We start from the raw sequence: 21,817 nt of genomic DNA, 5'->3' as shown, positions 1-21,817 counted from the left end.
TTAATCTACTGTTAGTTGTTAGTCAAACAGATATACCTTTTTATATTCATTTCTTTAGTTCAAAACACTGTTTCATCAGATTCCAGTTTTCCAGGATAAATACCGAACTGCAATCATCCTTTTTGCTTCTACCATTTAGGCCATTATCATGCCTGGTCTGAATATCAAAGTCTCTTAAGATGAAAATGCACATTGCACAGAACCTTTCTACCAGATCTGTCTTCCCCCTTTCTTCTTATCTCAATACACCATATTTCTCATAGCACTTATAAAAGAATTTCTAGCCACCCCTCTATTTTATCCCTGATTCATCGCCCTAACATGATCTGCTGGAGTAGGCCCTTAGCTATTTCATTAAATGTCCAATATTGCGAAGCACCTTCTATATTCGGTAAATATTTTTTGAATAAAAACTTATTTTTATTGTTTATCAATAAAATTTAATTACTTTTGACACATCATATTTAATTTCAACAATGATGTCAAAAACAAATAACTTCGTATTTAAAGGCTTGTATATTGTGGCTTGGGTCATTTTTGTAGGTTTGTGTGTTGAAGCAGGAGGTTTAATAGTTAATTTCTTTTTCAGTTTGTATAAACCTGAATTTATTCAAAATCTCTATCAAAAGTTAGACTTAACTGAAATGTATAAAGACAGTAGATTAGCTTTTTTCGGTATCTACAGCTTTATTATAGCCATTTCAATTTTAAAAGTCTGCCTATTTTACATAGTTATCAGATTAATGCACAAAATGGATTTATCAAAACCGTTCAACACATTTGTTGCGAGACGAATTTCAGAAATTAGCTATTATACCCTTTCAATTGGACTGTTAAGCTACGTTGCCAGACAGCTAGCTGAAAATTTAATGCATCATGGCTTTGTTACCGATAACTTGAACCAATTTTGGGCAGACAGTCAGGCATTTATTTTAATGGGAGCTGTAATCTATATTATTGCGACTATTTTTAAAAAAGGAATAGAGATTCAAAACGAAAACGATTTAACTTTTTAAGCTATGGCAATTGTAGTAAATTTAGATGTTGTAATGGCTAAACGAAAAATGTCACTTAATGAACTTTCTGACAAAGTTGGTTTGACATTATCGAACCTCTCAATATTGAAAACAGGTAAAGCAAAGGCAATAAGATTTAGCACTTTAGAAATAATTTGTAGTGTTTTGGAATGCCAACCGGGAGACATTTTAGAATATGTTGAAGACAAATAATTAAATCTTCTCCTCTTGTAGAACCTTTTTATTTTTATTAAGATCTCGTTTCATTTTTCTGTATTCCCAGGGAGCTACCGCGTGAATATCCTGCCAAAGACCTATCTTTTTATATTGAGCTTTATCCTGCAACTCCCCTAGTGAGGCATTTTTAGAAAAAGAATAATACCACCAGCCCATTCCCGCTCTTATCAACTCTTCTGACAGGTATTTCCCGTTGTCATAGTACACTTTCGCAATGGTGCGTCCATAACGGTCTGTATCTGTTTCAATAAAAGTAATGGTTTTCCCGAAGACTTTATCCGAGGTAAACTGTCTGGCATTTTTCCCAAAAGCTTGTCCTCTTTCAGGGCAATCCACTTCGGCAAGTCTGAGTTTTTTTTGTTCTTTCCCTCTTAACAGTATGGTAATGGTATCCCCATCTGAAATTTTTATTACTTTTCCTTTTGTTTGCGATAAGATAAACACAGGAAAAAGCACATACATTAATATCAATCGTTTCATCCGGCAAAGATAGGAATTAAGAGATATTGAACGCTGCTACTTCCATTTTTCAGACTTTAAAAATACGAAATGTCAATTCGTCACTTTTCCTTCCAGGGTATTATTTTCGGGATCAGTACTAAAAATCCATATAAAAATTTAATATATTGTATAGGAACTCATAATTTAAAAAGGAATGTTTATATATTTAGCAACGGTATAATTTTTTAATGAATGAAGAAAATATTTTACGCTTTTCTGGCTTCTGTTGCAGGCATTTTTATACTCAATAGGATTGTTTACAAAGAAGTTCCCGAAACAGTAAAAAAACCGTTGCTTTCAGAAGTAAAACGGTATCAACATCCTGTTAAAAGTATTTCGTTCAACGATACAGATTTTAATGATTTAAAGATCTTTGATTCAATCCTTACCGGAAACAAGGTATTGATGCTGGGAGAAAACACTCACAGAGACGGCCAGACTTTTAAAGCCAAAAGCAGACTGATCCGGTATCTTCATGAACATCTTGGATATAACGTAGTGCTTTATGAAGCCGGCCAATATGATTCCTGGATGATGAATCAGGAAATGAATACTCACAAAATGAAGGTTTCAGCTGATTCTATCGGCGGCCTTGGGCTTTTTGATTTCTGGTGGGCCAACTATGAAACCAAACCTCTGATCAGTTATTTCCAGCGTACGAAAGCAATGAAAAACCCTATTACTGTTGGAGGTTTTGACATTCAGATGTCGGGAGGAGTTCTGTTTGATAAGCGTGCAGGGCTTATTAAAGATTTCTTATCCCGAAATAAAATTGATCTTAAGAAATACCCTCTTTTTTCTAAAAATATTGATAACTTATATTATTTCATCTATGACTATTACGTTAATAAAAGACTGAATGAAAAGCAGAAAAAACAGTTTCTTGAGGAGATAAAACATATTGAAAATGCAGTTTTACGATTGAATAAGAATGAAGAAAATACCATCTATGCAAGGTATTTCAATGATATGCGGAATAATTACTATAAAGCCTGGAAATTCAAAGTGGGATCTATGCCCAGCATGCAGTTCAGAGATTCTTTAATGGCCAAGAATGTAATCCATCAGATCGACTCGGTATACAAAGATCAAAAGGTGATTATCTGGTGTGCTAATATTCATACATTTGCCCAACGATACAGCAAGGATTATCTTCCATTGGGAACTTATATAAAAAACAAGTATGGAAAAGCCTCTTATATGATCGATTTTTCCTCTTACGCAAGGCAAAACCCAGTCAATGGCAATACCATTGAAAAGCCTGGCAAATTCGCTGTGGAAAATGTATTTCATGACACGAAAACACCTTACTTTTTCATCAACTTAAGAGAAATTCCTTCCACTTCGTTCCTCAAAAAAGGATTTGTATCCACCATCAATCAGGGAATGGATGAAAAAAAACAATGGAGCAGCCTTTTTGATGGAATCTTTTATATCGACATTAACAAAAACCCAACGTATCCAAAGAAATAATGGAAAGCATCACGACTACAAATTTAAACTATACGATAGGCTCTAAAACCATTCTAAAGGATATCAGCCTTCATGTACCGAATGGCAGTATTTATGGCTATTTGGGAAGAAACGGTGCCGGCAAGTCAACCACAATAAAGCTGCTGTTAGGACTTTTGGAACAACAGAATGACAATATTTTAATTCAGGGGAAAAGTTTGCAGAAAGACCGGACGGAAATTCTTTCCGCAACGGGAAATCTCATTGAATCACCCTGTTTTTATACGAAACTGACCGTTTTTGAGAATTTAAAGTATCTGGATATCATTTATGGCAAAGGGACCAAAAGAATTGATGAAGTACTGGAATTGGTGGACCTCCACAGAGAAAAAAAGAAAAAGACCAGTGCCTTATCGATGGGGATGAAACAGCGTTTAGGAATTGCCATGGCCATCTTCCATGATCCTCAGCTGCTGATCCTGGATGAGCCGTTGAATGGACTGGATCCACAGGGTATTTTTGAAATGCGAAAACTTTTTCAGCATCTTAATGCTCAAGGGAAAACTATTTTTCTTTCGAGCCATATTTTAAGTGAACTGGAAAAAACAGCAACCCATATCGGGATTATTGAAGGGGGAAAAATGATCTTTCAGGGTACAAAAAATGAATTGTTGAGCCGGGTAGAAAAAACAGTTGTCGTAAGGGTAAATAACACTGAAAAAGCAGTCTCTGTTTTACAGGGAATACATTTCCAGGTTTCACAAAGTGATGGAAATAAAATTTCAGTAACGATCAATGATGATCAGGCATTTCATTCTTTATTAAAGGTCCTTATTCAGCATGATCTCGAGATCTATGAAATTGAATCTCAAAATGCGAACCTTGAACAGATCTTTATTAACTTAATTTCCAACAGCCATGACTAATACTTTCTATAAAGCCTTTTCTTCTGAGCAATATAAACTTTCCAAAAATAAAGAGCTTTTTGGGGTATTGCTGCTTCCTGCCCTCATTATTTTTGCGGTTGATATCTACTTTATCTATGGTATCTTAACTTCTGGAAATGAACCCGGCGGTGGAACCATGAATCCATGGAAAAACATGCTTGGAAACACCGTATTCCTGTTTTTTTACATGCTCTACCCTATTCTTATCTCGATATTTGTGTATGCATGTTGTGATGTTGAATATAAAAACAACAATTATAAGATCCTCTTTACGATTCCTATTTCAAAATCGAAAATATTCTTCTCCAAAGCATTATTCATACTGATCACCATTTTATTTTCCACCGTTTTATCATACCTTGTATTTTTACTGAGCGGTTATTTTTTCAGCGTTGCTTTTCCTGCCATAGGCTTTCAGAACTATGATTTCAGGGAAGTTATTTTTTATACTTTTCTAAAACTGTATATCACACTGTCTTCAATTGCTATGATTCAATTAGCATTAAGTCTCGTATTCAGAAACTTCATCTATCCTATTGGTTTCAGCGTATTTATGATTATCTTCTCTATAGTGGTGAATGAAAAGAAATTTTCTGACTTTATTCCTTACACCGGAGGCTTTAAATCATACGCGAATCTGATGACTGAGAATATTCTTTTTGAAAGACTGGATTATTCTAATATTGCTATGACATTAGTTTTTATAGGATTGAGTTTTTATTTGTTTGTAAAAAAGAAAGGAGCCTAAAAAGAATGTCTGAAAATAATCGGAACTCATTATAATCAGGTTTTTGTATATTTAAGATTGTTTTAAAAAAATAATTAAAGGATAAATAATGGCAGCACACGAATATTGGGGAGAAGTAGAACAAGACTGGGCAGGTTTTTCATCTGACATATCATTCTCTCATCCGTTTTTTGACGAACAGAATATTTCTGTTTTTTTAGGAGAAGAGTTTGACGATGAAGGGGAAGAAATTGATGAATCTCCTACTGAAAATCAACTGGCAGATTTTGCAAAGACCTATCAGGATTTTTTAGCGGCTATTGAAGCTAATCTGAGCGCCATTCAGCATCAGGCGTTTGATTATTATAAAAATTATTATGCCCATTACTTTGAAAATCCAGAAAAATCCGGCGAACCGGCACTTCATATTGACACCGTAGAAAAGCACAATGAATACATTAAAGAATTGCTGCATCTAAGAATTTCAAAAGGCGGCACGATCACCATAAGTATCCATTATAAGCTGGATACGGAACATGGAATTGAATTTAAATTTGTAAATGGACGTCTAGAAAAAGTTGGTGGTATTGCTGATACGTAGGCGTTGTCAGTTGTCAGTTGTCAGAAAAAAATAAAGTATCATGCATACTTTTCCAATACACCCTGGATGCTTACTGATTTTACTATTTAAAAATATTTTACGAAATAGTAAATCATAACAGATAAAATATTGAAATCTTCTGCATCAATATATTTTATGAGATTTCCCAAACAGGCCCTTTCATTCAGCATCTGTGAAAAAATTAATCCACCTGAAAAACAGGCTACTATTAAAATCCTTCTAAATTATTTTCATGTTTTGTTTTTTTATTCGAAAAAACATTCTATCTTTGCACCCGCTAAAACGAAGTAATATTCGTTACAAATGACCACCATCGGGGCGTAGCGTAGTCCGGTCATCGCGCCTGGTTTGGGACCAGGAGGTCGCAGGTTCGAATCCTGCCGCCCCGACTTTTTTAATAGTTTTCGTAAAAATTATGGAATGGGTGCGTAGCTCAGCTGGATAGAGCATCTGCCTTCTAAGCAGACGGTCTCAGGTTCGAATCCTGACGCGCTCACTTAATGACGTCATTAGGATAATTTATTCCAAATGACGTCATTTTATTTATAAATATCTCTCAATCAGCCTCAGCCTATTTAATACATTTTACACTCTTTTTCTTTGTTTTCTAAAACATAATTTCTCTTTAAAAAACAAATATTTTATCATTTTTAGATTATTTTTAGGCTAAAGCTTTTACTATTGATACAAACCTGACAGGATTCGAATCTTTTCAAGAGGCTTATCCTATCAGTCTTTTTCAAAATAATTTCCATAGAGAGTGGACTTTGAACCAGAAAATTTCTTAACTGACCAAATAAAGTGGGGTTGGTCTGCATAATCTAACTCCGTATAAAAATTTTCCACTTTTAATGTATATAATTGAATTGCAGAATTTGATGATATCAATATAGCTTTTTAAGCTCATCCCAAACCATTTTCTAAAGTATCGGTTGATCTCCCTACTACTCCATCCAAGTTCTGTTGCGATTAGCCAACCTTAAGTTTGTCCTTTTGACCGATTGATCAGATCAAATAACTTTAGTTTCCGGATAAGCTGTATCGTATTGCATGTTTTCTTGTATAAGGCTTCAAAATCGTTCATTCCTCTCTGAAGAGTCCCTTAAAACCAGTTGCCACAGTAATTTATTAAGGGAGGCTGGAAAGGAACGCTTAAATACGAGTTCTGCTGCTATCGGGTAAAAACTTACAGTGAACATTATAAATTTGGGGAAAGAATGTTTTACTATTTTCATTGAATATCCCACTTATGAAAATTTCGAAATTCGATCCATGATCCAAATACAGGAAAAGATCAATCTTACCATCTGGAAGAACTGTTCCTTCCACACTCTTTTCAGAATGATTTCTTACCATCCAAATACTTTCTATAAGATAATGCAACTATAGGCGGTAAAGAAATACACTCCAACTCAGTTTTCAAGATAAATTTATTTAATAAGTCAACGACAATAGAATCCTAGTCCTTATAGCTGATTCCATCTCATAACAAATTTAAAGAATTTGTCAATTAAGAATAATTAATATTTTAGTTTTTTACCAGCCAGAAATCCGCCATCAACAATCCAGATGGCTCCAGTACCGCTGCTTACAGAGGACTTATTAAAATAAAAAATAGAGTTGGCAATGAGCCAACTCTATTATATTTACAAATTATAATTTCATGCGTTTTATAATTTATAGCAGTCTTTTCCTCCCATTGTACTTAAGCTCCGGAATACTTCTTTCCTTTAATAAGTCTCAGAGTTAAGAAACGCTACGCAAACCCAGCAAACCTATGATATGCCACAACTGCTGATAGTATAAAAACTATAATCAACATTGGAAGCATTTTGTATTCTTGCTTTGAAGTATGAACAAGCATACCCGCTACCATAATTATGCAAAAGCAAACAGCTGTTATTGGCGTTAAAATTGGCGCAATACCAGTGAGCCACGGGACTATAATGCCGACACAACCTAACAATTCAAGAACTCCTAATATTCGAATTGGTATTATAGAACTATTTGTTTTCAAATGTCCGTCTGCGATGTGTTTTTCTTTGCTGCCAGTAATTTTCCCATAACCAGGCATAATAAAAAATGCAGAGAGAAGCCCCTGTATTATCCACAAAATTATATTCATTTTTGTTCTTTATGAATTAAAAAATTAAGTATAGTAAACGTAGATGAGCAAAAACTGCCTGAAAAGACCAAGCTTGCTCACCAAAAGATCTTATTTAAACAAAATCTCTTTATTTCTTAACGTTGACTAATCCTTTCTCGGTTGGTCTAACCAAAGCCTAACTTCTTCCATTTATGAACTTATTTGTGGTAAACTACGCAAAGGTATTAAAATAATATTGGGCAATAGTTCTAAAAGTGAAGTACCGTTTCTATCACAGTAACCAGTCAATCCTTTATGAGCATTGAAGGGAAACTACAGACTACAGAAGAAGACAAGCAGCCTAACATCAACATTAAACCTTTTGGTGTATGTAGCATTTTAGGATCTTCCTGCGTTCCATTACCTAGTTAAATGGGACAACACCTCTAGTTTTGAAATCGAAGGTAAAAAAGAACTGTTAGACTGCTCCACTTGTGCTTGTTCCATTGGAGGCAGAATATCAGTGATAAATCAGTTCAAAACTTTGTTGAAGAATAGAAACAAAAACAGTAATTATTCAAAGCAATTAATCCTCTACATTTGATTCTTTATTTAATCTCTTTGCTTTGCCAGACACAGTACAAAGAAATTTACAGGAATATGCAAATATCAATGGATTTTTGGAACGGATCATTCCATTTTTCCAGAAACATTTGTACAAGTCAGAAGAAGTATCTTTCGACTTTGTTGCAATAAAAAGCAAATTGTTATAATTTTGTTCCCTCTATTCTAATTCAATGAAAAATTTCAATCACATTATTGCAAGCTGTCTTCTTGTTTTCGTCATATCGTGTAAAACAGCAGCTCCGGTTTCAAAAACTTCTATTCAGGATGCACCTTATCACAACCTTGGGCGTGATGGAAAAATATATGCAGCGTTTTATCAGCAAAGGGCAGCAGAATATGAAGCACTTTGCCTGCAGGCATATAATATTGCAAAACTCCGTTTGGATGAAGCTTTGGCGCAAAAATCAGGAAAACCTTTAGCCATTATTTCAGATATTGACGAAACTTTCCTGGATAATTCATATTACGCGGTTGAGCGTGCAAAAATGGGTAAGGATTATGACCAAAAAACGTGGGAAGAATGGACAGCCAAAGGCATTGCCAAACCACTTACCGGTTCTCAGGAATTTTATCAGTATGCTGCAAGCAAGGGCATACAGGTTTTCTATGTGACTAACCGTATGGAGCAGGAGCGTACAGGAACGCTGAAAAACTTAAAACAATTCAATTTCCCTCTTCAAAATGACACGAACCTTATCCTTCGGTCAAAAGAAAGCAGTAAGGAAAACCGACGAAAAGATATTGCTAAAAATTATGACATCGTTTTGCTGTTAGGTGATAATCTTGCTGATTTCTCCGACCTGTTTGACAAAAAATCAGAAACGGAACGTTCTGCAGCAGTGAAAAATTCGGCAAAAGATTTTGGTAAAAAATTCATTATTATTCCGAATGTTGGTTACGGTGACTGGGAATCCTCATTCTATAACTACAAATACGATTATACCGAACAAAAGAAAGACTCTATGATGTATGATGCGGTGAAGACTACTCCTTAACATAAGATGATCTAGTATCATAAAGTGTTTCATCAGAATTCGCACAAGATCAAATATAAGAGTTAGAAAATAATCCTCTCAAGCTCACCAAAAACTCACAAAGTATTGTGAGTTTTTTATATCTTATCTCATCATACAGCAGACCTGAATCAAATTAAATCATGAAATACGGTTTTCCGCAGGCACTATTCAAAGAATTGATTTATTTTTGATAAAAAAAGGAAAAAGATCCATTCTTCAGTAATTTCCCTGATGGGAAAATAAGCAAAGTTTATGAAAATCCTCCACACCGCAGACTGGCATATTGGTCAGCTCTTTCACGAATATGACCGCACTTATGAACACCAGCAGTTTCTGGACTGGATGATACAGGTTTTGCAGACAGAGGAAATAGATGTTTTGCTCGTGAGCGGAGATATTTTTGATATTTCCAATCCGGCGGCAGCTTCGATAAAGATGTTTTATACATTCCTGAATCAGGCGACTAAAGCAAATCCCAATCTGCAGATCATTATTACAGCCGGCAATCACGACTCCGCCTCACGATTGGAAGCTCCAAAACCATTGCTGGAATCATCCAAAGTTCACATCATAGGATTGATAGAAAAAAATACTGAAGGCTGTGTAGACTATGAAAAACTAACAATTCCTATCGTGGACGGTTCCGGAGAGACTATAGCCTGGTGTCTTGCTATTCCTTTTCTACGAATGGGAGATTATCCTACTATACCGGACTGTACAAATCCTTATACTGAAGGAGTTGCTGCATTATACCAAGAAGCGTTTGAATATGCCCATCAGAAAAAGCAGGACGGGCAGCCCATTATTGCCATGGGGCATCTCCATACCAGTAATGCAGAAAAAACTGATATGGATGATTCGGAAAGACCTATTATGGGCGGTGTGGAATGTGTTTCTGCTTCAGCTTTTCATGAGGATATTAAATATGTGGCCCTGGGACATATCCACAAGGCACAACGAATCGGCGGTAAAGAGCACATCCGTTATTCCGGAAGTCCGCTACCCATGTCCTTTTCAGAGCTAGCCTATAAACATCAGGTCATCGTTTTTGAACTGAATGAGGAGATCAGCAACCTCAAATCCATAGAAATCCCGGTATTTGTTCCTCTTCAAAGAATTCCGGCAACCCATCAGCCCCTGCATGAAGTACTCGCTTTATTAGAACAGTTACCTGCAGCAGACAACGATTTAGAAACAACGCCTTACCTTAAAGTAAATGTGCTGCTCGAAAGTCCGGAACCGGGTTTACGCCACAAGATAGAAACCGCATTAATCGGTAAAAAAGTAAGGTTAGCAAAAATTGATTCAAAATATCCAGCTTCAAAAGAGAAAACCAACGAATTTATTACTCAGGAAAAACTGAATGAACTGCAGCCATTAGATGTATTTTCCAATATTTATCAATCCAGATACAATACCGAAGTTCCCGAAGAGATCCTGCGTTTGTTTCAGCAGGCTGCCCAGGAAGTAAACCAAAAAGAAGAATAAGATGAAGATCATAGCCATACGCACGAAAAACCTGGCCTCTCTGGAAGGAAATACGGAAATTGACTTTACAGCGGAACCTTTATCCTCTGCCGGAATTTTTGCCATTACAGGGGCTACAGGTGCCGGTAAATCGACTTTACTGGATGCTCTTTGCCTTGCATTGTATGGTAAAACACCCCGATATCTGCAGGCTAAAGAAATGGGGATAGAAATCTATGATGTTCAGGGAAGTACTATCAGCCAGGGAGATGTGCGTGGTATTCTCCGGGACGGGACCGCAGAGGGTCTTGCCGAAGTAGAATTTATAGGGATCGACGGTCAGCAATACCGCGCCACCTGGAGTGTAAGACGGGCCAGAAATAAGGCGGAGGGCAGCATACAATCCGATTCAGTGCTGTTAAAAAATATGACTTCCAATTTTGATATTCCAGGAAAAAAAGCGGAAACATATAAAGAAATAGAACGGCTGGTAGGATTGAATTTTGAACAGTTTACCCGTTCGGTTTTGCTAGCACAAGGTGATTTCACTGCTTTTATGAAAGCGAATAAGGATGAAAAATCTTCGCTGCTTGAAAAACTGACAGGTACTCATATTTACTCTGAAATTTCAAAAAAGATTTTTGAAAAATATAAGTATGAGGAACAGCAGCTGCGTGACCTCAACATTCGTAAGGAAGGAATCATTACTCTTAATGAAGAAGAAATAACTGCTCTGCAAACGGAACAGGCTCATCTGGAAGCTCAAATTACAGCACTGGACAAAGAGCTCGAAATTCTCACCAAAGAGATCAACTGGCATGAACAGCTGGCTGAATTACAGATCGGCCGGAATGAAGCCCAAATAAGCTTGCAACAGGCTACTGAAGTACAAACACAAGCCATCCAGCGTAAACAGAAACTGTTTCAGGCAGAACAGGCACAAAAAGCAAGAACCTGGACGGATGCTTTACGGTATACCCAAAAACAGCAGGCAGAGAAAATAAAAGCATTAGAAATAGTAAAAGAAAGTATTTTAAAACTTCATCTGAAACAAGAAGGACTTGAAAAAGAATTGCTTGCTTCGGAAGAAGAACTTTTAGCCAAAAACAAACTGCTGAATGATGCTCTTCCTCTATTGGAGGAGGCTAAAAAGCTGGAAACCCTGCTTTCTGAAAAAACAGTTCAGCTCACAAAAGCTAAGGAAGAATTTGAAAATGCCTCTGCAAAAAACAGCATGCATCAGCAAACTTTAACGGATCAAAAAACGAAATTATCAACTCTTTCAGCAGACATAAAAATACTTGAAGACTGGAAAAAAGACAATTCAGACCGCAGTGCTATTGCTGAAAACAGGGATGTGATCATCTCTAAGCTTCAGGATGCCCAAAAGCTGCTGGATTCTTTACTGGCATCTGCAACAATTTCTGAAGAATTGCAGCAAAAAATCAAGTCTAAGGAAGCTGAAAAAACAGGTTTAGAGGTCAGTCTGAAATCGTATCAGAAAGAATGGGAAGCCCTAAAAAGCAAGTATGATGTTCAATCAAAGGAGCTTCTTTTACTCCCAATAGAAGCTTTACAGCTGGATAAATCCAACACTGATCAGGCAGTACATCGTACCATCCAGGCACAGGCTCACTGGCAGTTGCTGTACAGTCTTCTGACGGATTTCAAGGCTTTAGAGCAAAAACAGATACAGGATCAGACGGATTATCAATCCAAACAGGAGAATTTTAACCAAATCACTGAAAGATTATCGATAGAAAATACACAAAAAGAAACGTCTGCAAAGCTATTGCAGCAGGCCCGTCTGGCAGCTTCTGAGAATGTAGAAATGCTTAGAGAAGGACTTGTTGATCACGAACCCTGCCCTGTATGTGGAAGTGAAAATCATCCTTACGCCTTACACAATCCGCAACTCGAAAATGTTCTGTCTACCCTGGAAACTACACATCAAGCGAATGAAAATACTCATGTAACCACATTGCGACTTCACAGCAGTTTAAACCAGGAATGTAAAAGTCTTCAGCAGACCATCCAAAAACAACAGGAAGACCTCAACAGTAAGCGTGCGAGCATTGATCTTAAAAAACAGGAATGGGAAAAGTTTGATATAGCCCAAATCATCAGCAATATTCCGGATTCTGAGAAAGCAGAACAGATGGAGAAACAGCTTCAGGAGCTTACCCTCAAACAAAATGATCTGCAAAACAAAATACAGGAGCATTCCAAACAGAAATTACAGCTGGAAGCAGATAAAACAAAACTGGAAGAATTAAAGGAACATATTGACAGTATTACTAATCAAATAAAGGATAATACGAATGCCCTAACTTTATACCTCGAGCAGCAAACTGCCACGATAAAGGAACAGGAAAGAGGATCATCGGCTCTTGGCGAAATTGAAAAAATGCTTAGTCCATATTTTGTAAGTCCGGACTGGATGGAAAAATGGAAAGCAGCTCCTGCTCCGTTCATCGACCGTATTAGTACATTTTCTAAAAAATGGAAAGAAAGCATTGAAGAACTGGAGCGTCATAACCGTCAGCATGATATTATTTCTGCTACGGTGAAAGAACTTGAGACTCAAGCTGAAAATATGGGGAAAGATGTTGCTGAAAAAGCAGAGCACTACAATTCTCAACATAAAACATATCAGGAACTGCAGGATCAGCGAAAGATGATCTTTGAAGGGAAAGCAGCAGCAGATATTGAGCTGCAATTCAAAAAAGAAGTTACGGAAGTACAGCAAAAAGTTGAAACCTTTACAACTGAAAAACAGCAATTAAGCATTGACAGCACCAAAGCAAATACCCAAAAAGATGAACTGCTGGCAGCATTAACCACTTTAGAAAATGATGCATTAGGTGCTGTGAATACAATACAGAAATGGCTTGATGATTACAACCAGAAGTATCATCAACATTTAACCCAGGACGAACTCTACCAATTACTTTCGCTCAGCAGCGACTGGATCGATACGGAACGAACTGCATTACAAACCATTGACGAAGAAGTAACTAAAGCAGCCTCTATCCATAAGGAAAGAACCCAGCTTTTAGAATCACACAAGCAAAAAGTCATTTCCGAAAGGTCTTTATCTGATCTTACGGAATTACACCGTACCACAAAATCTGATACTGAAGAAAGAAAACGCATCAAAGGGGAAATCAACTTTAAACTTCAGCAGGATGAAGCTAATAAAGGGAAAATCGGTGATTTGCTGAAAAGCATCACCGCGCAGTTATCGATTACGGAAAACTGGGGCAAGCTCAATGATATCATAGGTTCCGCCGATGGTAAAAAGTTCCGGCAAATCGCCCAGGAATATACACTGGACGCCTTATTAGGATATGCGAATATTCATCTCGAAATACTGACCAACCGATATACTATTGAACGTATTCCTTCTACGCTTGGACTTCAGGTCGTGGATCAGGATATGGGCGGTGAAGTGCGAACCGTATATTCACTTTCGGGCGGAGAGTCTTTCCTGATCTCTCTGGCATTGGCTTTAGGACTTGCTTCCCTTTCTTCCAGCCGTATGAAGGTAGAATCTTTATTTATCGATGAAGGTTTTGGCTCTTTAGATCCGGCTACGCTCAATATCGCTATGGACGCGCTGGAAAGACTTCATAATCAGGGACGGAAAGTTGGGGTAATTTCTCATGTTCAGGAAATGACCGAACGTATCCCGGTGCAGATCAGGGTAAGCAAAATGGCTAGTGGAAGAAGTAAAGTGGAAGTTGTAGGGAATTATTAATCATTGGCTTTCGTAACATATTATCGTGTTGAATAACATTTTTGACAGAATGGAATATTCCATCATCTCTTTTAGATTCAAAAGTGATTGAAAAATCTTCTTAACGGGTAAAATAATAGCGTTTGCCTGCATTTTCAATCATTACGGTATCTCTTTTCTTCGTCGATTTTAATTCTTTATTAAATATATAAGGTTCTTCTGATGTCATAGAGATTTCACCGTACGCAGTGGAAAACACTTTATATTTCTTTTCTTTTACATGGTTTAATTTTACAGTCAAATATGTTTTTTTATCTATGAAACTATGCAGGACGCCCACCTTTGCACGGATAGTGTCAGACCCATCAATCAAGTCATAGTATTCACGGTAAGAATCGTTGTCGCTACCGACCAGTTTATACATTACGAATGAGCTCGCAGGGCACGAGCACAACAGCATACAGCTTCCTATAAACAAGACAATTTTCAAACTTTTTTTCATAGAGATCGGTTATTATTTTTTAATCATCTTATAAAAATAAAAAAACCGCTATAAATATACAGCGGTTTTCAAATTATACTTTAAAAATTTTATTTCAGTTGATAAGAGCTTCCATTCCATAGATAGGTTTTGGAAGACCGTTTCTTCTTTTCTCTGTCACGGTCGTCTCTTTCCATTTCCTCCATTTTAAAGATAAAAGCATTGGGAATTCCTCCTTTATCATTGGGAAATATGAATTCTTCACTGTGATAATAGACATCTGCATCCCCTACATTCATCAATTGAGGAAGGGCAATCATTTTTTTATCTTTAAAAAGAACATACTGGCTATACCCCGCAATACCGCAGGCCTCACCGGAAACTGTCGCTCTGAGGGTCATTTCAACATTCTGCAGTTTATGATTGCTTTCTATGACGAAACTTCCAAAGCTAAGTTCTTCGCCTCTTCCGGTATCAAAGGAAACCTCATCGATCAGCGTATTTCCTTCTAGCACTTTTATCGCAGCAATATTTTGTTGAAAACTTTCATTGAATTTTTTATCTTTCCGATCAATTGTTTTTGTCAGTCCGAAAAGGAAATCATATCCGTTTTTATTCCGGTAGCCTACACAAAGATTGGCGCCCCAGACATAACCTTCAGATGTTAAATCTCCTTTTTGGTAAGAAACCTTGTACCAGTTGGCCCGTCTTTCTCCTAACTTCAAAATAGTTTCATCCTGTTTTAGAACCAGCACCTGCTGATTGGTTTGTAAAGAATCAAGGATTTGGGAATTCACATTCGGTTCCTTTCTTACTCTGGTCCAATCGGTAAAAATCTTCTGTGTCTTATTTTCTTCAAAATTAAAAACTCCGTTAGAATAAGCCATTTCCTCTTCCTGTGCCGAAAAAAACTGCAGCATGCATATAAAAAGAACAGTCAGTAAAGCTCTCATATCTGTAGTTTTGTTGATTATTTTTCCAGCAGTAAGCTTACCCACTCTTCACGCTGTAATTGTTTTTTCAACTCCAGACCGCTTTCTTTGCATACTTCCAGAATATCATCCACATCAAAGAAACATAATCCGGAAAGCAATAGTTGTCCACCAGCATTTAAAACAGAAACATAGGTCGGAATATCAGAGATTAAAATATTTCGGTTGATATTCGCCAAAATAATATCAAAATTTTCTTTTCCTAAGTTTTCAGCAGTACCCAGCTCAATATCTAATGACACATTGTTTCTTCCTGCATTTTCTTTTGAGTTTTCAACAGACCATTCATCAATATCAATAGCTTTAACATCTCCTGCGCCCTGCTGTTTTGCATAAATCGCCAGTACGGATGTTCCACATCCCATATCCAGGACTTTTTTACCGTTAAAATCAATATCCATCATCTGCTGGATCATCAAATGGGTCGTTGGATGATGCCCTGTCCCGAAAGACATTTTAGGTTGGATCACAATTTCGTGCATTCCCGGAACGGATTCATGAAATTCTGCTCTGATCAGTACTTTATCATCAATATTGATTGGAGAGAAATTCTTTTCCCATTCTTCATTCCAGTTGATGTTCGGCATTTCCTGGAATGAATATTCAATTTTCACATTTTCATTTTCAAAAATCGAAAGGGCTTTAAGCTCATCTTCTTTGAATAAGTCCTTCTGGATATAGCCTAAAATTCCCTCAATTTCTTCTGTAAAACTGTCAAAACCGATTTCGATAAGCTCTGCCATTAATATATCACTCCAAGGTTGCTGTGGAGAAACCTTAAAATTGAATTCTAAATAATTTTGCATGTGAATAATTTGTTGCAAAAATAAGGAAAAGCGGACTAAAGCCCGCTTTCATTCTTGTAAAAGTTAGTGTAAATGTTACGGATTCGTAGAGAAAATAGAAGCATTCGCTATTAAAGCTCTTCTGTTCATTTTCAGGATATCTCTTACCCATTCTGCAAAATCTTCCGGCTGAAGAACTTTGTCCGGGTTTCCGTCTGTAAGTCCTCCCTGAATACTCATATCGGAAGCAATGGTACTTGGCGTTAAGGTGATAACACGGATGTTTTGTTTTCTCCATTCTGCCATCATCGACTGTGATAAGGAAACCACCGCCGCTTTTGAAGCTGCATATGCAGACATATTCGGACCGCCTTTTAATCCTGCTGTTGAGGAAACATTCACAATATCTCCTTCTCCTTTTGCTTTCATGAATGGATATACTGCTTTTGCAGCATAATACACTCCGAAAAGGTTGGTTTTAATCACCTGCTCCCATGTTTCAGAAGACATTTCTTCAATGCTTCCAAAATCTCCTATTCCTGCGTTATTGATCAGGATATCTACGCCGCCCAATTCTTCTCCCAGAGATTCAATTCCTTTTTTTACTTCAGCTTCATCATCAACGTTAAATACAGCATATACTGCATTCACACCCAGGTTTTTGATCTCTTCGACCGTGTGTTTAAGGTTTTCTTCGTTCCTTCCTGTTATCGCGATATGGACTCCTTCATTAGCCAATGCCAACGCTACTGCTTTACCAAGACCTCTTCCACCACCTGTTACAATGGCATTTTTTCCGCTTATATTCATAATGATTGTTCTTTTTTCGTGGTACAAATTTACGAAAGAACATTTTTATAGTGGGTGGAAATTCCGTATTTAATAGTTTTTTAATGATTGAATGAATTTGACTTTTTGGTTCAAATTTTTATAACCACAGATTTCTCTGATTTACACAGATGAATATGTTAATCGTTTGCACATGATGCTTATTAAAAACCGAGATTGCTTCGTTCCTCGCAATGACAGGGGCGTGATATCTATATACGTCTGTAAAAAAAGTCTGCCCCCTTTCTAAAGAGGCAGACTTTGGGTATTGGTTGTGAATTTAAAAAAAAAACGTTATTTATTTTTTAACTGATCAGGAATATTGGTTGTGATAAAGCCTATTCCCTGCTTTTTCAGTGCTTCGTAAACCGGAAGATCATTTACCGTCCATGAGTTGGTGATCAGACCCAATGCTTTTGCTTCAGCGATCCAGGTTGGATTTTTCTCAAAAATACTGTAGTGGTAGTCTAATCCATCCAGTCCTTCACTTTTAATCTGTGCCGGAGACAATTCCCCGTTCAGGTACTGAACTTTAAATTTAGGCTCCACTCTTTTAATCTCTTTGCAGATATGTAAGCTGAATGAAATGAATTCACTCTGAGATTCCAGCTTCATGTCTTTGATCATTTTGATGGTTTTCTGAACGATCTCGCTTTCTTTTTCCTGAGATTTAATCGGCTTAACTTCTACAATAAGTTTTACAGAAGGATCTTTTTTGCCTTGTTTTAAATAGTCTTTTAGGGTAGGAAAGTTCTCACCGTTTGATAATTTTAATTTTTCCAGGTCTTTAAAATTGGTTTCAGAGATTTCCATGTCTCCGTGGTGTTCATCATGATTGATCACTAAAACACCATCTTTAGTCATCCTTACATCGAATTCTGATCCATAAATTTTTAATTTCTGGGCATTTTCCAATGACTTAATCGAATTTTCCGTTGTAGGAGGCTGCGTTTGCCAATAGCCTCTGTGTGCGATAATCTGGGTTTGTGCCTTCATGAGTACTGTACTTAAAACTGCTAACCCTAAGATAAAATTTTTCATAATAATTTAGATAATTAAAATATAAAAGTCTTGCGACCGTTTGATAAAGGTACTATTTAATTGTTAAAAGCTATACTTTGCTCCAATCTGAATCTGATAAGGATTCCCTGATAAAGGGGCTAAACCATTGGCATTTTTCACATATTCAAACTGTTTGGTATCCTGATTGAATTTTGTGACTCTGTACAACGCTACGTTACCGTATGATTTGTTAACCCCCCATTCTTTATTAAGAAGGTTGGCCACGTTGAAGATATCTACAGAAAGTTCAAATGCTCCTATTTTATCAAATTTGATTTTTTTCGCGACACGTACATCCCAAACTCCGTAGAATCCGTTTTTGCCACCGTTACGTTCTGCAATTTTATTGTTATAATCCGTGATATAATCTTTTAAAGCTTTACCTACATCCGGATCGCTAAGCAGCGCCTGTGTAAGATTCGGGAAGATATAGGCTAAATCGTTGGAATCCACAAAATCTCCATTGACGTTCCCTCCTGTTGTTAAAGAGAAACGTGTTCCTCCAATCCCTGAATATCGAAGTCCTACAGTAAATCCTGCAATGGTAGGCGAGTTTCCGTAAAGCACTACTTTATTTCTGAACTGGCTGTCAGAATAGCTCATTCTTAAATCTCTCGGATCACTCTGAACCGGAGTAGAAAGGGTTGCAGAGTTTGCTACATTTCCGTTGTATGAAGTATTGTCTTTGATATCAGACCACGTATAACTTGCTGTGATTTCCCCATCTTTCCAATATCTGTAACTCGTGTCCACTACAAATGAATATTGATTCACTTTACCATCACTCACCAATTCCAGTACTCTTCCAAAGTTTTTATTAATTCTGCCTTCTTTCCAATCGATACTCACACTTTTATTAGCATCATTATTGATGATCGTAGATGCGGGTACATACACCCCTCTTCCTCCTTCATTAGCCAACGTGAAATACGGGTTGGCCACCATGTTTCTGTCGTAGTAGAAGTAATTATTTCTTCCCAATGCCATATATCCTGCGATTCCGGCTCTGAATCTTTCATTAAAGAAGTGAGTATACGATATATTCGCTTTATAAACGATTGGAATCTTTGCATCTTTTCCTGTGTAATTGATGGTCGGAATCTGATATTGTGAAAGGGTAGGAACCGTTCCGTAATCATTTCTGTACCCAGGGAAATCAGGAGTCAGTCCAATTTTACCGGGGTTCACATCTACTGTTGCCAAATGTTTCCCGTCAAAAACAAGGTTATTAATCACCATATAATTGTTGATATCGGAAGAGAATACTCCCGCACCAAATTTTAAGAAATCTTTATTTCCTTCATTGATATTCCAGTCAAACTGAAATCTCGGCTGAATCACAAAAGATTTGATCTGATTATCGGTTCTGATCCCCATTTCGTCAAAAAGCTTTTGATTGAATTCAGCTTTCGGGTATCCTCCGTAATCAAGTCTTAATCCGGCCATAAAGTCAAGACCTTTTGCTATTTTAGCTTGAAGCTGTCCATATACTCCTGCATTCCAGATACTGGATTTTACAGACGGATCATCCATCAAAGGCACTTCTCTGTAAAATCGGTAAGGGGTAAGATTGGCAAAATTCGTCATCCCCTGAAACTGAAATCTTCCGTTCACTTCACTTCCGTAAATCGATTTGGATCTGGTATACATCAGGTCTGCTCCAAACGTATATTTAATTTTGTCTGTGTTGTAGTATAAATTATCTACTACCTGGAATACATTATTTCGGAAACCTTCCTGACCAAAACGATGTCCTCCGATCTGGATATTGGTAGCTCCAACACTGGATAGAACCCCTTCAACCACAGCTCTTGGTACAGGTTTACCCAATTCATTATTCTGATAACTGTCCTGGAAAGTGTATAAATACTGTGCTTTTAATTCATTCGTGATGTTTGACTTCACATTCGTTCTTAATGTTAAGAGTAGGCTGTTATCCAGGTTTTTATCATTCCCGTAAGATTCGAAGAAATTAATCGCCGTATTATCTACCAATCCGTTTTTATTCAGATCATACGTGAAATTATTTCTTAACGTCAATAAGTTTTTTTCGTTGATCTGCCAGTCCAAACGAAGGAACCCAGCATCTGAATTTCTTACTTTATCAAAACTTCCAAACTGCGGAGTATTTCCTACCCCATATTTTGATCTTGCAATATCTAAAAACTGATTAAGCGTCTGCGTGGTTGTATTAAGTCTTTTCTCATCATCTGTAGATTTGATATCTGCAATCTGCAACGGTCTTGAATCTAACTGGTGATCCCAGGCTACAAAGAAGTGTAATTTATTTTTAATGATCGGACCTCCTAATGAAAATCCAAACTGAGAAGTAGAGAAATCGTTCTGTCTTTTGTTTCCTCTGATATCATACGGACTGGAAAGCCAGTTGGTTCTTAAATATTCCCAGGCGCTTCCTGAAAATTTATTCGTTCCGGATTTGGTCACCGCACTTACGGTACCCCCACCGCTTCTTCCCAGTGTGACATCATACTGGTTGGTGGTGATTTTAAATTCACGTACGGCTTCAATGGAAATAGAAAAAGGCGCCCCACTTCTGCTGGTGGTAGACCCTGCTGATGTGGGATTTTTTGCAGTCATCCCGTCAATCGTAAAGTTGGTAGAAGAACCTAACTGCCCGGATAAATTACCTCCTTTTCCACTTAGAGGAGACAATTCTGTAAGGTTGGCAAAATTTCTTCCGTTCACGGGAAGCATACTGATGTTTTTGGCAGAAATAGCGGTTGCTGCTCCCAGGTTTCCGATCTTATTTTTCAGATTTCCGGTTACCACTACTTCGTCAATAAGTTTTGCTCCATTTCCCAAACTTACGTTTACAGTTACCTGATCTCCAAAGTTGACATTATATCCTTCTTTTTTCTCATCATTTACCATCACCGTGTAAGGCCCGCCAAGAGGAATTTCTTTGAAAATATATTCTCCTTTTGAGTTGGTTTCAGTCTCGGTTTTGAAGCCTGTAGACTCATTCACAATCGTTACTTTCACTTTTTCCTGGGCCGTGCTTCCCAAACCGGTCACTTTTCCGACAATGGATGCCTGAGTGGTCTGTGCATAAGCCATCGTCCCAAGTCCTAAAAACAATAATCCCAATACAATCTTTACTTTTTTCATTTTCTTCAAATTAGCTTGGCAAAGGTATCCAGACATTGAGTGTTTGCTATTTAAGAGAATTTTAACAATTATTGAATTAAATGCAAACGTTATGTTAACGTAT

General features: G+C 37.1%; 18 protein-coding genes and 2 tRNA genes. 12 read left to right on the top strand and 8 right to left on the bottom strand.

Annotated elements, in window-relative coordinates; translation table 11 throughout:
* Window positions 1-476 precede the first annotated feature (476 nt).
* Both IW15_RS08750 and IW15_RS08745 read left to right on the top strand, forming a co-directional pair.
* Window positions 477-1,016 carry a DUF2975 domain-containing protein gene (locus IW15_RS08750; protein ID WP_228384332.1) on the top strand — a complete coding sequence of 180 codons (540 nt, stop codon included), beginning with the start codon at window positions 477-479 and terminating at the stop codon, window positions 1,014-1,016.
* A gap of 3 nt (window positions 1,017-1,019) precedes the next feature.
* Complete coding sequence (locus tag IW15_RS08745; protein WP_034710642.1) at window positions 1,020-1,229, top strand: helix-turn-helix domain-containing protein; 210 nt, start codon at window positions 1,020-1,022, stop codon at window positions 1,227-1,229.
* Here the strand turns inward: IW15_RS08745 and IW15_RS08740 are convergent, their stop codons facing one another.
* Entirely contained in the window at window positions 1,230-1,733 is a 504-nt protein-coding gene (locus IW15_RS08740) for a thermonuclease family protein (RefSeq protein WP_034710641.1), read from the bottom strand. It lies immediately after the preceding gene.
* Window positions 1,734-1,946: 213 nt separating this feature from the next.
* Here IW15_RS08740 and IW15_RS08735 point away from each other — a divergent pair, with 213 nt between their 5' ends.
* The 6 genes from IW15_RS08735 (at window position 1,947) to IW15_RS08710 (ending at window position 5,998) form a co-directional block, all read left to right on the top strand.
* Window positions 1,947-3,227 carry an erythromycin esterase family protein gene (locus IW15_RS08735; protein WP_034710640.1) on the top strand — a complete coding sequence of 427 codons (1,281 nt, stop codon included), beginning with the start codon at window positions 1,947-1,949 and terminating at the stop codon, window positions 3,225-3,227.
* Window positions 3,227-4,132 (top strand): ABC transporter ATP-binding protein, encoded by a 906-nt coding sequence (locus tag IW15_RS08730; protein WP_034710639.1) that lies wholly within the window; start codon window positions 3,227-3,229, stop codon window positions 4,130-4,132. The genes IW15_RS08735 and IW15_RS08730 overlap by 1 nt, the downstream gene beginning before the upstream one ends.
* Entirely contained in the window at window positions 4,125-4,901 is a 777-nt protein-coding gene (locus IW15_RS08725; RefSeq protein WP_034710637.1) for an ABC transporter permease, read from the top strand. Before IW15_RS08730 ends, IW15_RS08725 begins: the two co-directional genes overlap by 8 nt.
* Window positions 4,902-4,989: 88 nt before the next feature.
* Window positions 4,990-5,481 carry a DUF6985 domain-containing protein gene (locus IW15_RS08720; protein WP_034710636.1) on the top strand — a complete coding sequence of 164 codons (492 nt, stop codon included), beginning with the start codon at window positions 4,990-4,992 and terminating at the stop codon, window positions 5,479-5,481.
* A 335-nt stretch (window positions 5,482-5,816) separates the two neighbouring features.
* Window positions 5,817-5,891 (top strand) — tRNA-Pro (locus IW15_RS08715).
* Between the two features lie 33 nt (window positions 5,892-5,924).
* Window positions 5,925-5,998 (top strand) — tRNA-Arg (locus IW15_RS08710).
* 1,260 nt (window positions 5,999-7,258) lie between these two features.
* Here IW15_RS08710 and IW15_RS08705 read toward each other — a convergent pair.
* Window positions 7,259-7,627: a DoxX family protein gene (locus tag IW15_RS08705; protein WP_034710635.1), complete on the bottom strand. Its 369-nt coding sequence runs from the start codon at window positions 7,625-7,627 to the stop codon at window positions 7,259-7,261.
* A gap of 276 nt (window positions 7,628-7,903) precedes the next feature.
* Between IW15_RS08705 and IW15_RS23005 the strand changes: the two genes are divergently transcribed.
* The 4 genes from IW15_RS23005 (at window position 7,904) to IW15_RS08690 (ending at window position 14,458) form a co-directional block, all read left to right on the top strand.
* Entirely contained in the window at window positions 7,904-8,020 is a 117-nt protein-coding gene (locus tag IW15_RS23005; RefSeq protein ID WP_228384331.1) for a DUF4280 domain-containing protein, read from the top strand.
* 365 nt (window positions 8,021-8,385) lie between these two features.
* Window positions 8,386-9,210, top strand: coding sequence for a 5'-nucleotidase, lipoprotein e(P4) family (locus IW15_RS08700; protein WP_034710634.1), 825 nt, complete (start codon window positions 8,386-8,388; stop codon window positions 9,208-9,210).
* A gap of 273 nt (window positions 9,211-9,483) precedes the next feature.
* A complete protein-coding gene (locus tag IW15_RS08695) occupies window positions 9,484-10,719 on the top strand; it encodes an exonuclease SbcCD subunit D (protein ID WP_034710632.1) in 1,236 nt (411 codons plus the stop codon).
* A 1-nt stretch (window position 10,720) separates the two neighbouring features.
* Window positions 10,721-14,458: an AAA family ATPase gene (locus tag IW15_RS08690; protein WP_034710631.1), complete on the top strand. Its 3,738-nt coding sequence runs from the start codon at window positions 10,721-10,723 to the stop codon at window positions 14,456-14,458.
* Between the two features lie 100 nt (window positions 14,459-14,558).
* On the opposite strand, the gene IW15_RS08685 is transcribed toward IW15_RS08690, so the two are convergent.
* The 6 genes from IW15_RS08685 to IW15_RS08660 form a co-directional block, all read right to left on the bottom strand.
* The gene (locus tag IW15_RS08685; protein WP_131368529.1) at window positions 14,559-14,939 is read right to left on the bottom strand and encodes a hypothetical protein; all 381 of its coding nucleotides are present in this window, start codon (window positions 14,937-14,939) and stop codon (window positions 14,559-14,561) included.
* Between the two features lie 89 nt (window positions 14,940-15,028).
* Window positions 15,029-15,871, bottom strand: coding sequence for an SH3 domain-containing protein (locus IW15_RS08680; protein WP_034711068.1), 843 nt, complete (start codon window positions 15,869-15,871; stop codon window positions 15,029-15,031).
* Window positions 15,872-15,888: 17 nt separating this feature from the next.
* Window positions 15,889-16,716: a 50S ribosomal protein L11 methyltransferase gene (gene prmA, locus IW15_RS08675; protein WP_034710629.1), complete on the bottom strand. Its 828-nt coding sequence runs from the start codon at window positions 16,714-16,716 to the stop codon at window positions 15,889-15,891.
* Window positions 16,717-16,791: 75 nt separating this feature from the next.
* Window positions 16,792-17,505 (bottom strand): 3-ketoacyl-ACP reductase, encoded by a 714-nt coding sequence (locus IW15_RS08670; protein WP_034710628.1) that lies wholly within the window; start codon window positions 17,503-17,505, stop codon window positions 16,792-16,794.
* 312 nt (window positions 17,506-17,817) lie between these two features.
* On the bottom strand, window positions 17,818-18,564 hold the full coding sequence (locus IW15_RS08665; RefSeq protein ID WP_034710627.1) for a glycerophosphodiester phosphodiesterase family protein: 747 nt from the start codon (window positions 18,562-18,564) through the stop codon (window positions 17,818-17,820).
* Window positions 18,565-18,627: 63 nt separating this feature from the next.
* Complete coding sequence (locus IW15_RS08660) at window positions 18,628-21,714, bottom strand: TonB-dependent receptor (protein WP_034710626.1); 3,087 nt, start codon at window positions 21,712-21,714, stop codon at window positions 18,628-18,630.
* Window positions 21,715-21,817 lie beyond the last annotated feature (103 nt).

Source organism: Chryseobacterium soli (assembly GCF_000737705.1).
In the GTDB taxonomy this organism is placed as follows: Bacteria; Bacteroidota; Bacteroidia; order Flavobacteriales; family Weeksellaceae; genus Chryseobacterium; species Chryseobacterium soli.
Note: the sequence above shows the minus strand (reverse complement) of the source record. Positions and strands in the feature narration are given on the sequence as shown.

Bases quoted from the DNA above. Each gene is read 5' to 3' on its own strand.
- IW15_RS08750 (WP_228384332.1), top strand. From the start codon at position 477: ATGATGTCAAAAACAAATAACTTCGTATTTAAAGGCTTGTATATTGTG.
- IW15_RS08745 (WP_034710642.1), top strand. From the start codon at position 1,020: ATGGCAATTGTAGTAAATTTAGATGTTGTAATGGCTAAACGAAAAATG.
- IW15_RS08740 (WP_034710641.1), bottom strand. From the start codon at position 1,733: ATGAAACGATTGATATTAATGTATGTGCTTTTTCCTGTGTTTATCTTA.
- IW15_RS08735 (WP_034710640.1), top strand. From the start codon at position 1,947: ATGAAGAAAATATTTTACGCTTTTCTGGCTTCTGTTGCAGGCATTTTT.
- IW15_RS08730 (WP_034710639.1), top strand. From the start codon at position 3,227: ATGGAAAGCATCACGACTACAAATTTAAACTATACGATAGGCTCTAAA.
- IW15_RS08725 (WP_034710637.1), top strand. From the start codon at position 4,125: ATGACTAATACTTTCTATAAAGCCTTTTCTTCTGAGCAATATAAACTT.
- IW15_RS08720 (WP_034710636.1), top strand. From the start codon at position 4,990: ATGGCAGCACACGAATATTGGGGAGAAGTAGAACAAGACTGGGCAGGT.
- IW15_RS08705 (WP_034710635.1), bottom strand. From the start codon at position 7,627: ATGAATATAATTTTGTGGATAATACAGGGGCTTCTCTCTGCATTTTTT.
- IW15_RS23005 (WP_228384331.1), top strand. From the start codon at position 7,904: ATGAGCATTGAAGGGAAACTACAGACTACAGAAGAAGACAAGCAGCCT.
- IW15_RS08700 (WP_034710634.1), top strand. From the start codon at position 8,386: ATGAAAAATTTCAATCACATTATTGCAAGCTGTCTTCTTGTTTTCGTC.
- IW15_RS08695 (WP_034710632.1), top strand. From the start codon at position 9,484: ATGAAAATCCTCCACACCGCAGACTGGCATATTGGTCAGCTCTTTCAC.
- IW15_RS08690 (WP_034710631.1), top strand. From the start codon at position 10,721: ATGAAGATCATAGCCATACGCACGAAAAACCTGGCCTCTCTGGAAGGA.
- IW15_RS08685 (WP_131368529.1), bottom strand. From the start codon at position 14,939: ATGAAAAAAAGTTTGAAAATTGTCTTGTTTATAGGAAGCTGTATGCTG.
- IW15_RS08680 (WP_034711068.1), bottom strand. From the start codon at position 15,871: ATGAGAGCTTTACTGACTGTTCTTTTTATATGCATGCTGCAGTTTTTT.
- prmA (WP_034710629.1), bottom strand. From the start codon at position 16,716: ATGCAAAATTATTTAGAATTCAATTTTAAGGTTTCTCCACAGCAACCT.
- IW15_RS08670 (WP_034710628.1), bottom strand. From the start codon at position 17,505: ATGAATATAAGCGGAAAAAATGCCATTGTAACAGGTGGTGGAAGAGGT.
- IW15_RS08665 (WP_034710627.1), bottom strand. From the start codon at position 18,564: ATGAAAAATTTTATCTTAGGGTTAGCAGTTTTAAGTACAGTACTCATG.
- IW15_RS08660 (WP_034710626.1), bottom strand. From the start codon at position 21,714: ATGAAAAAAGTAAAGATTGTATTGGGATTATTGTTTTTAGGACTTGGG.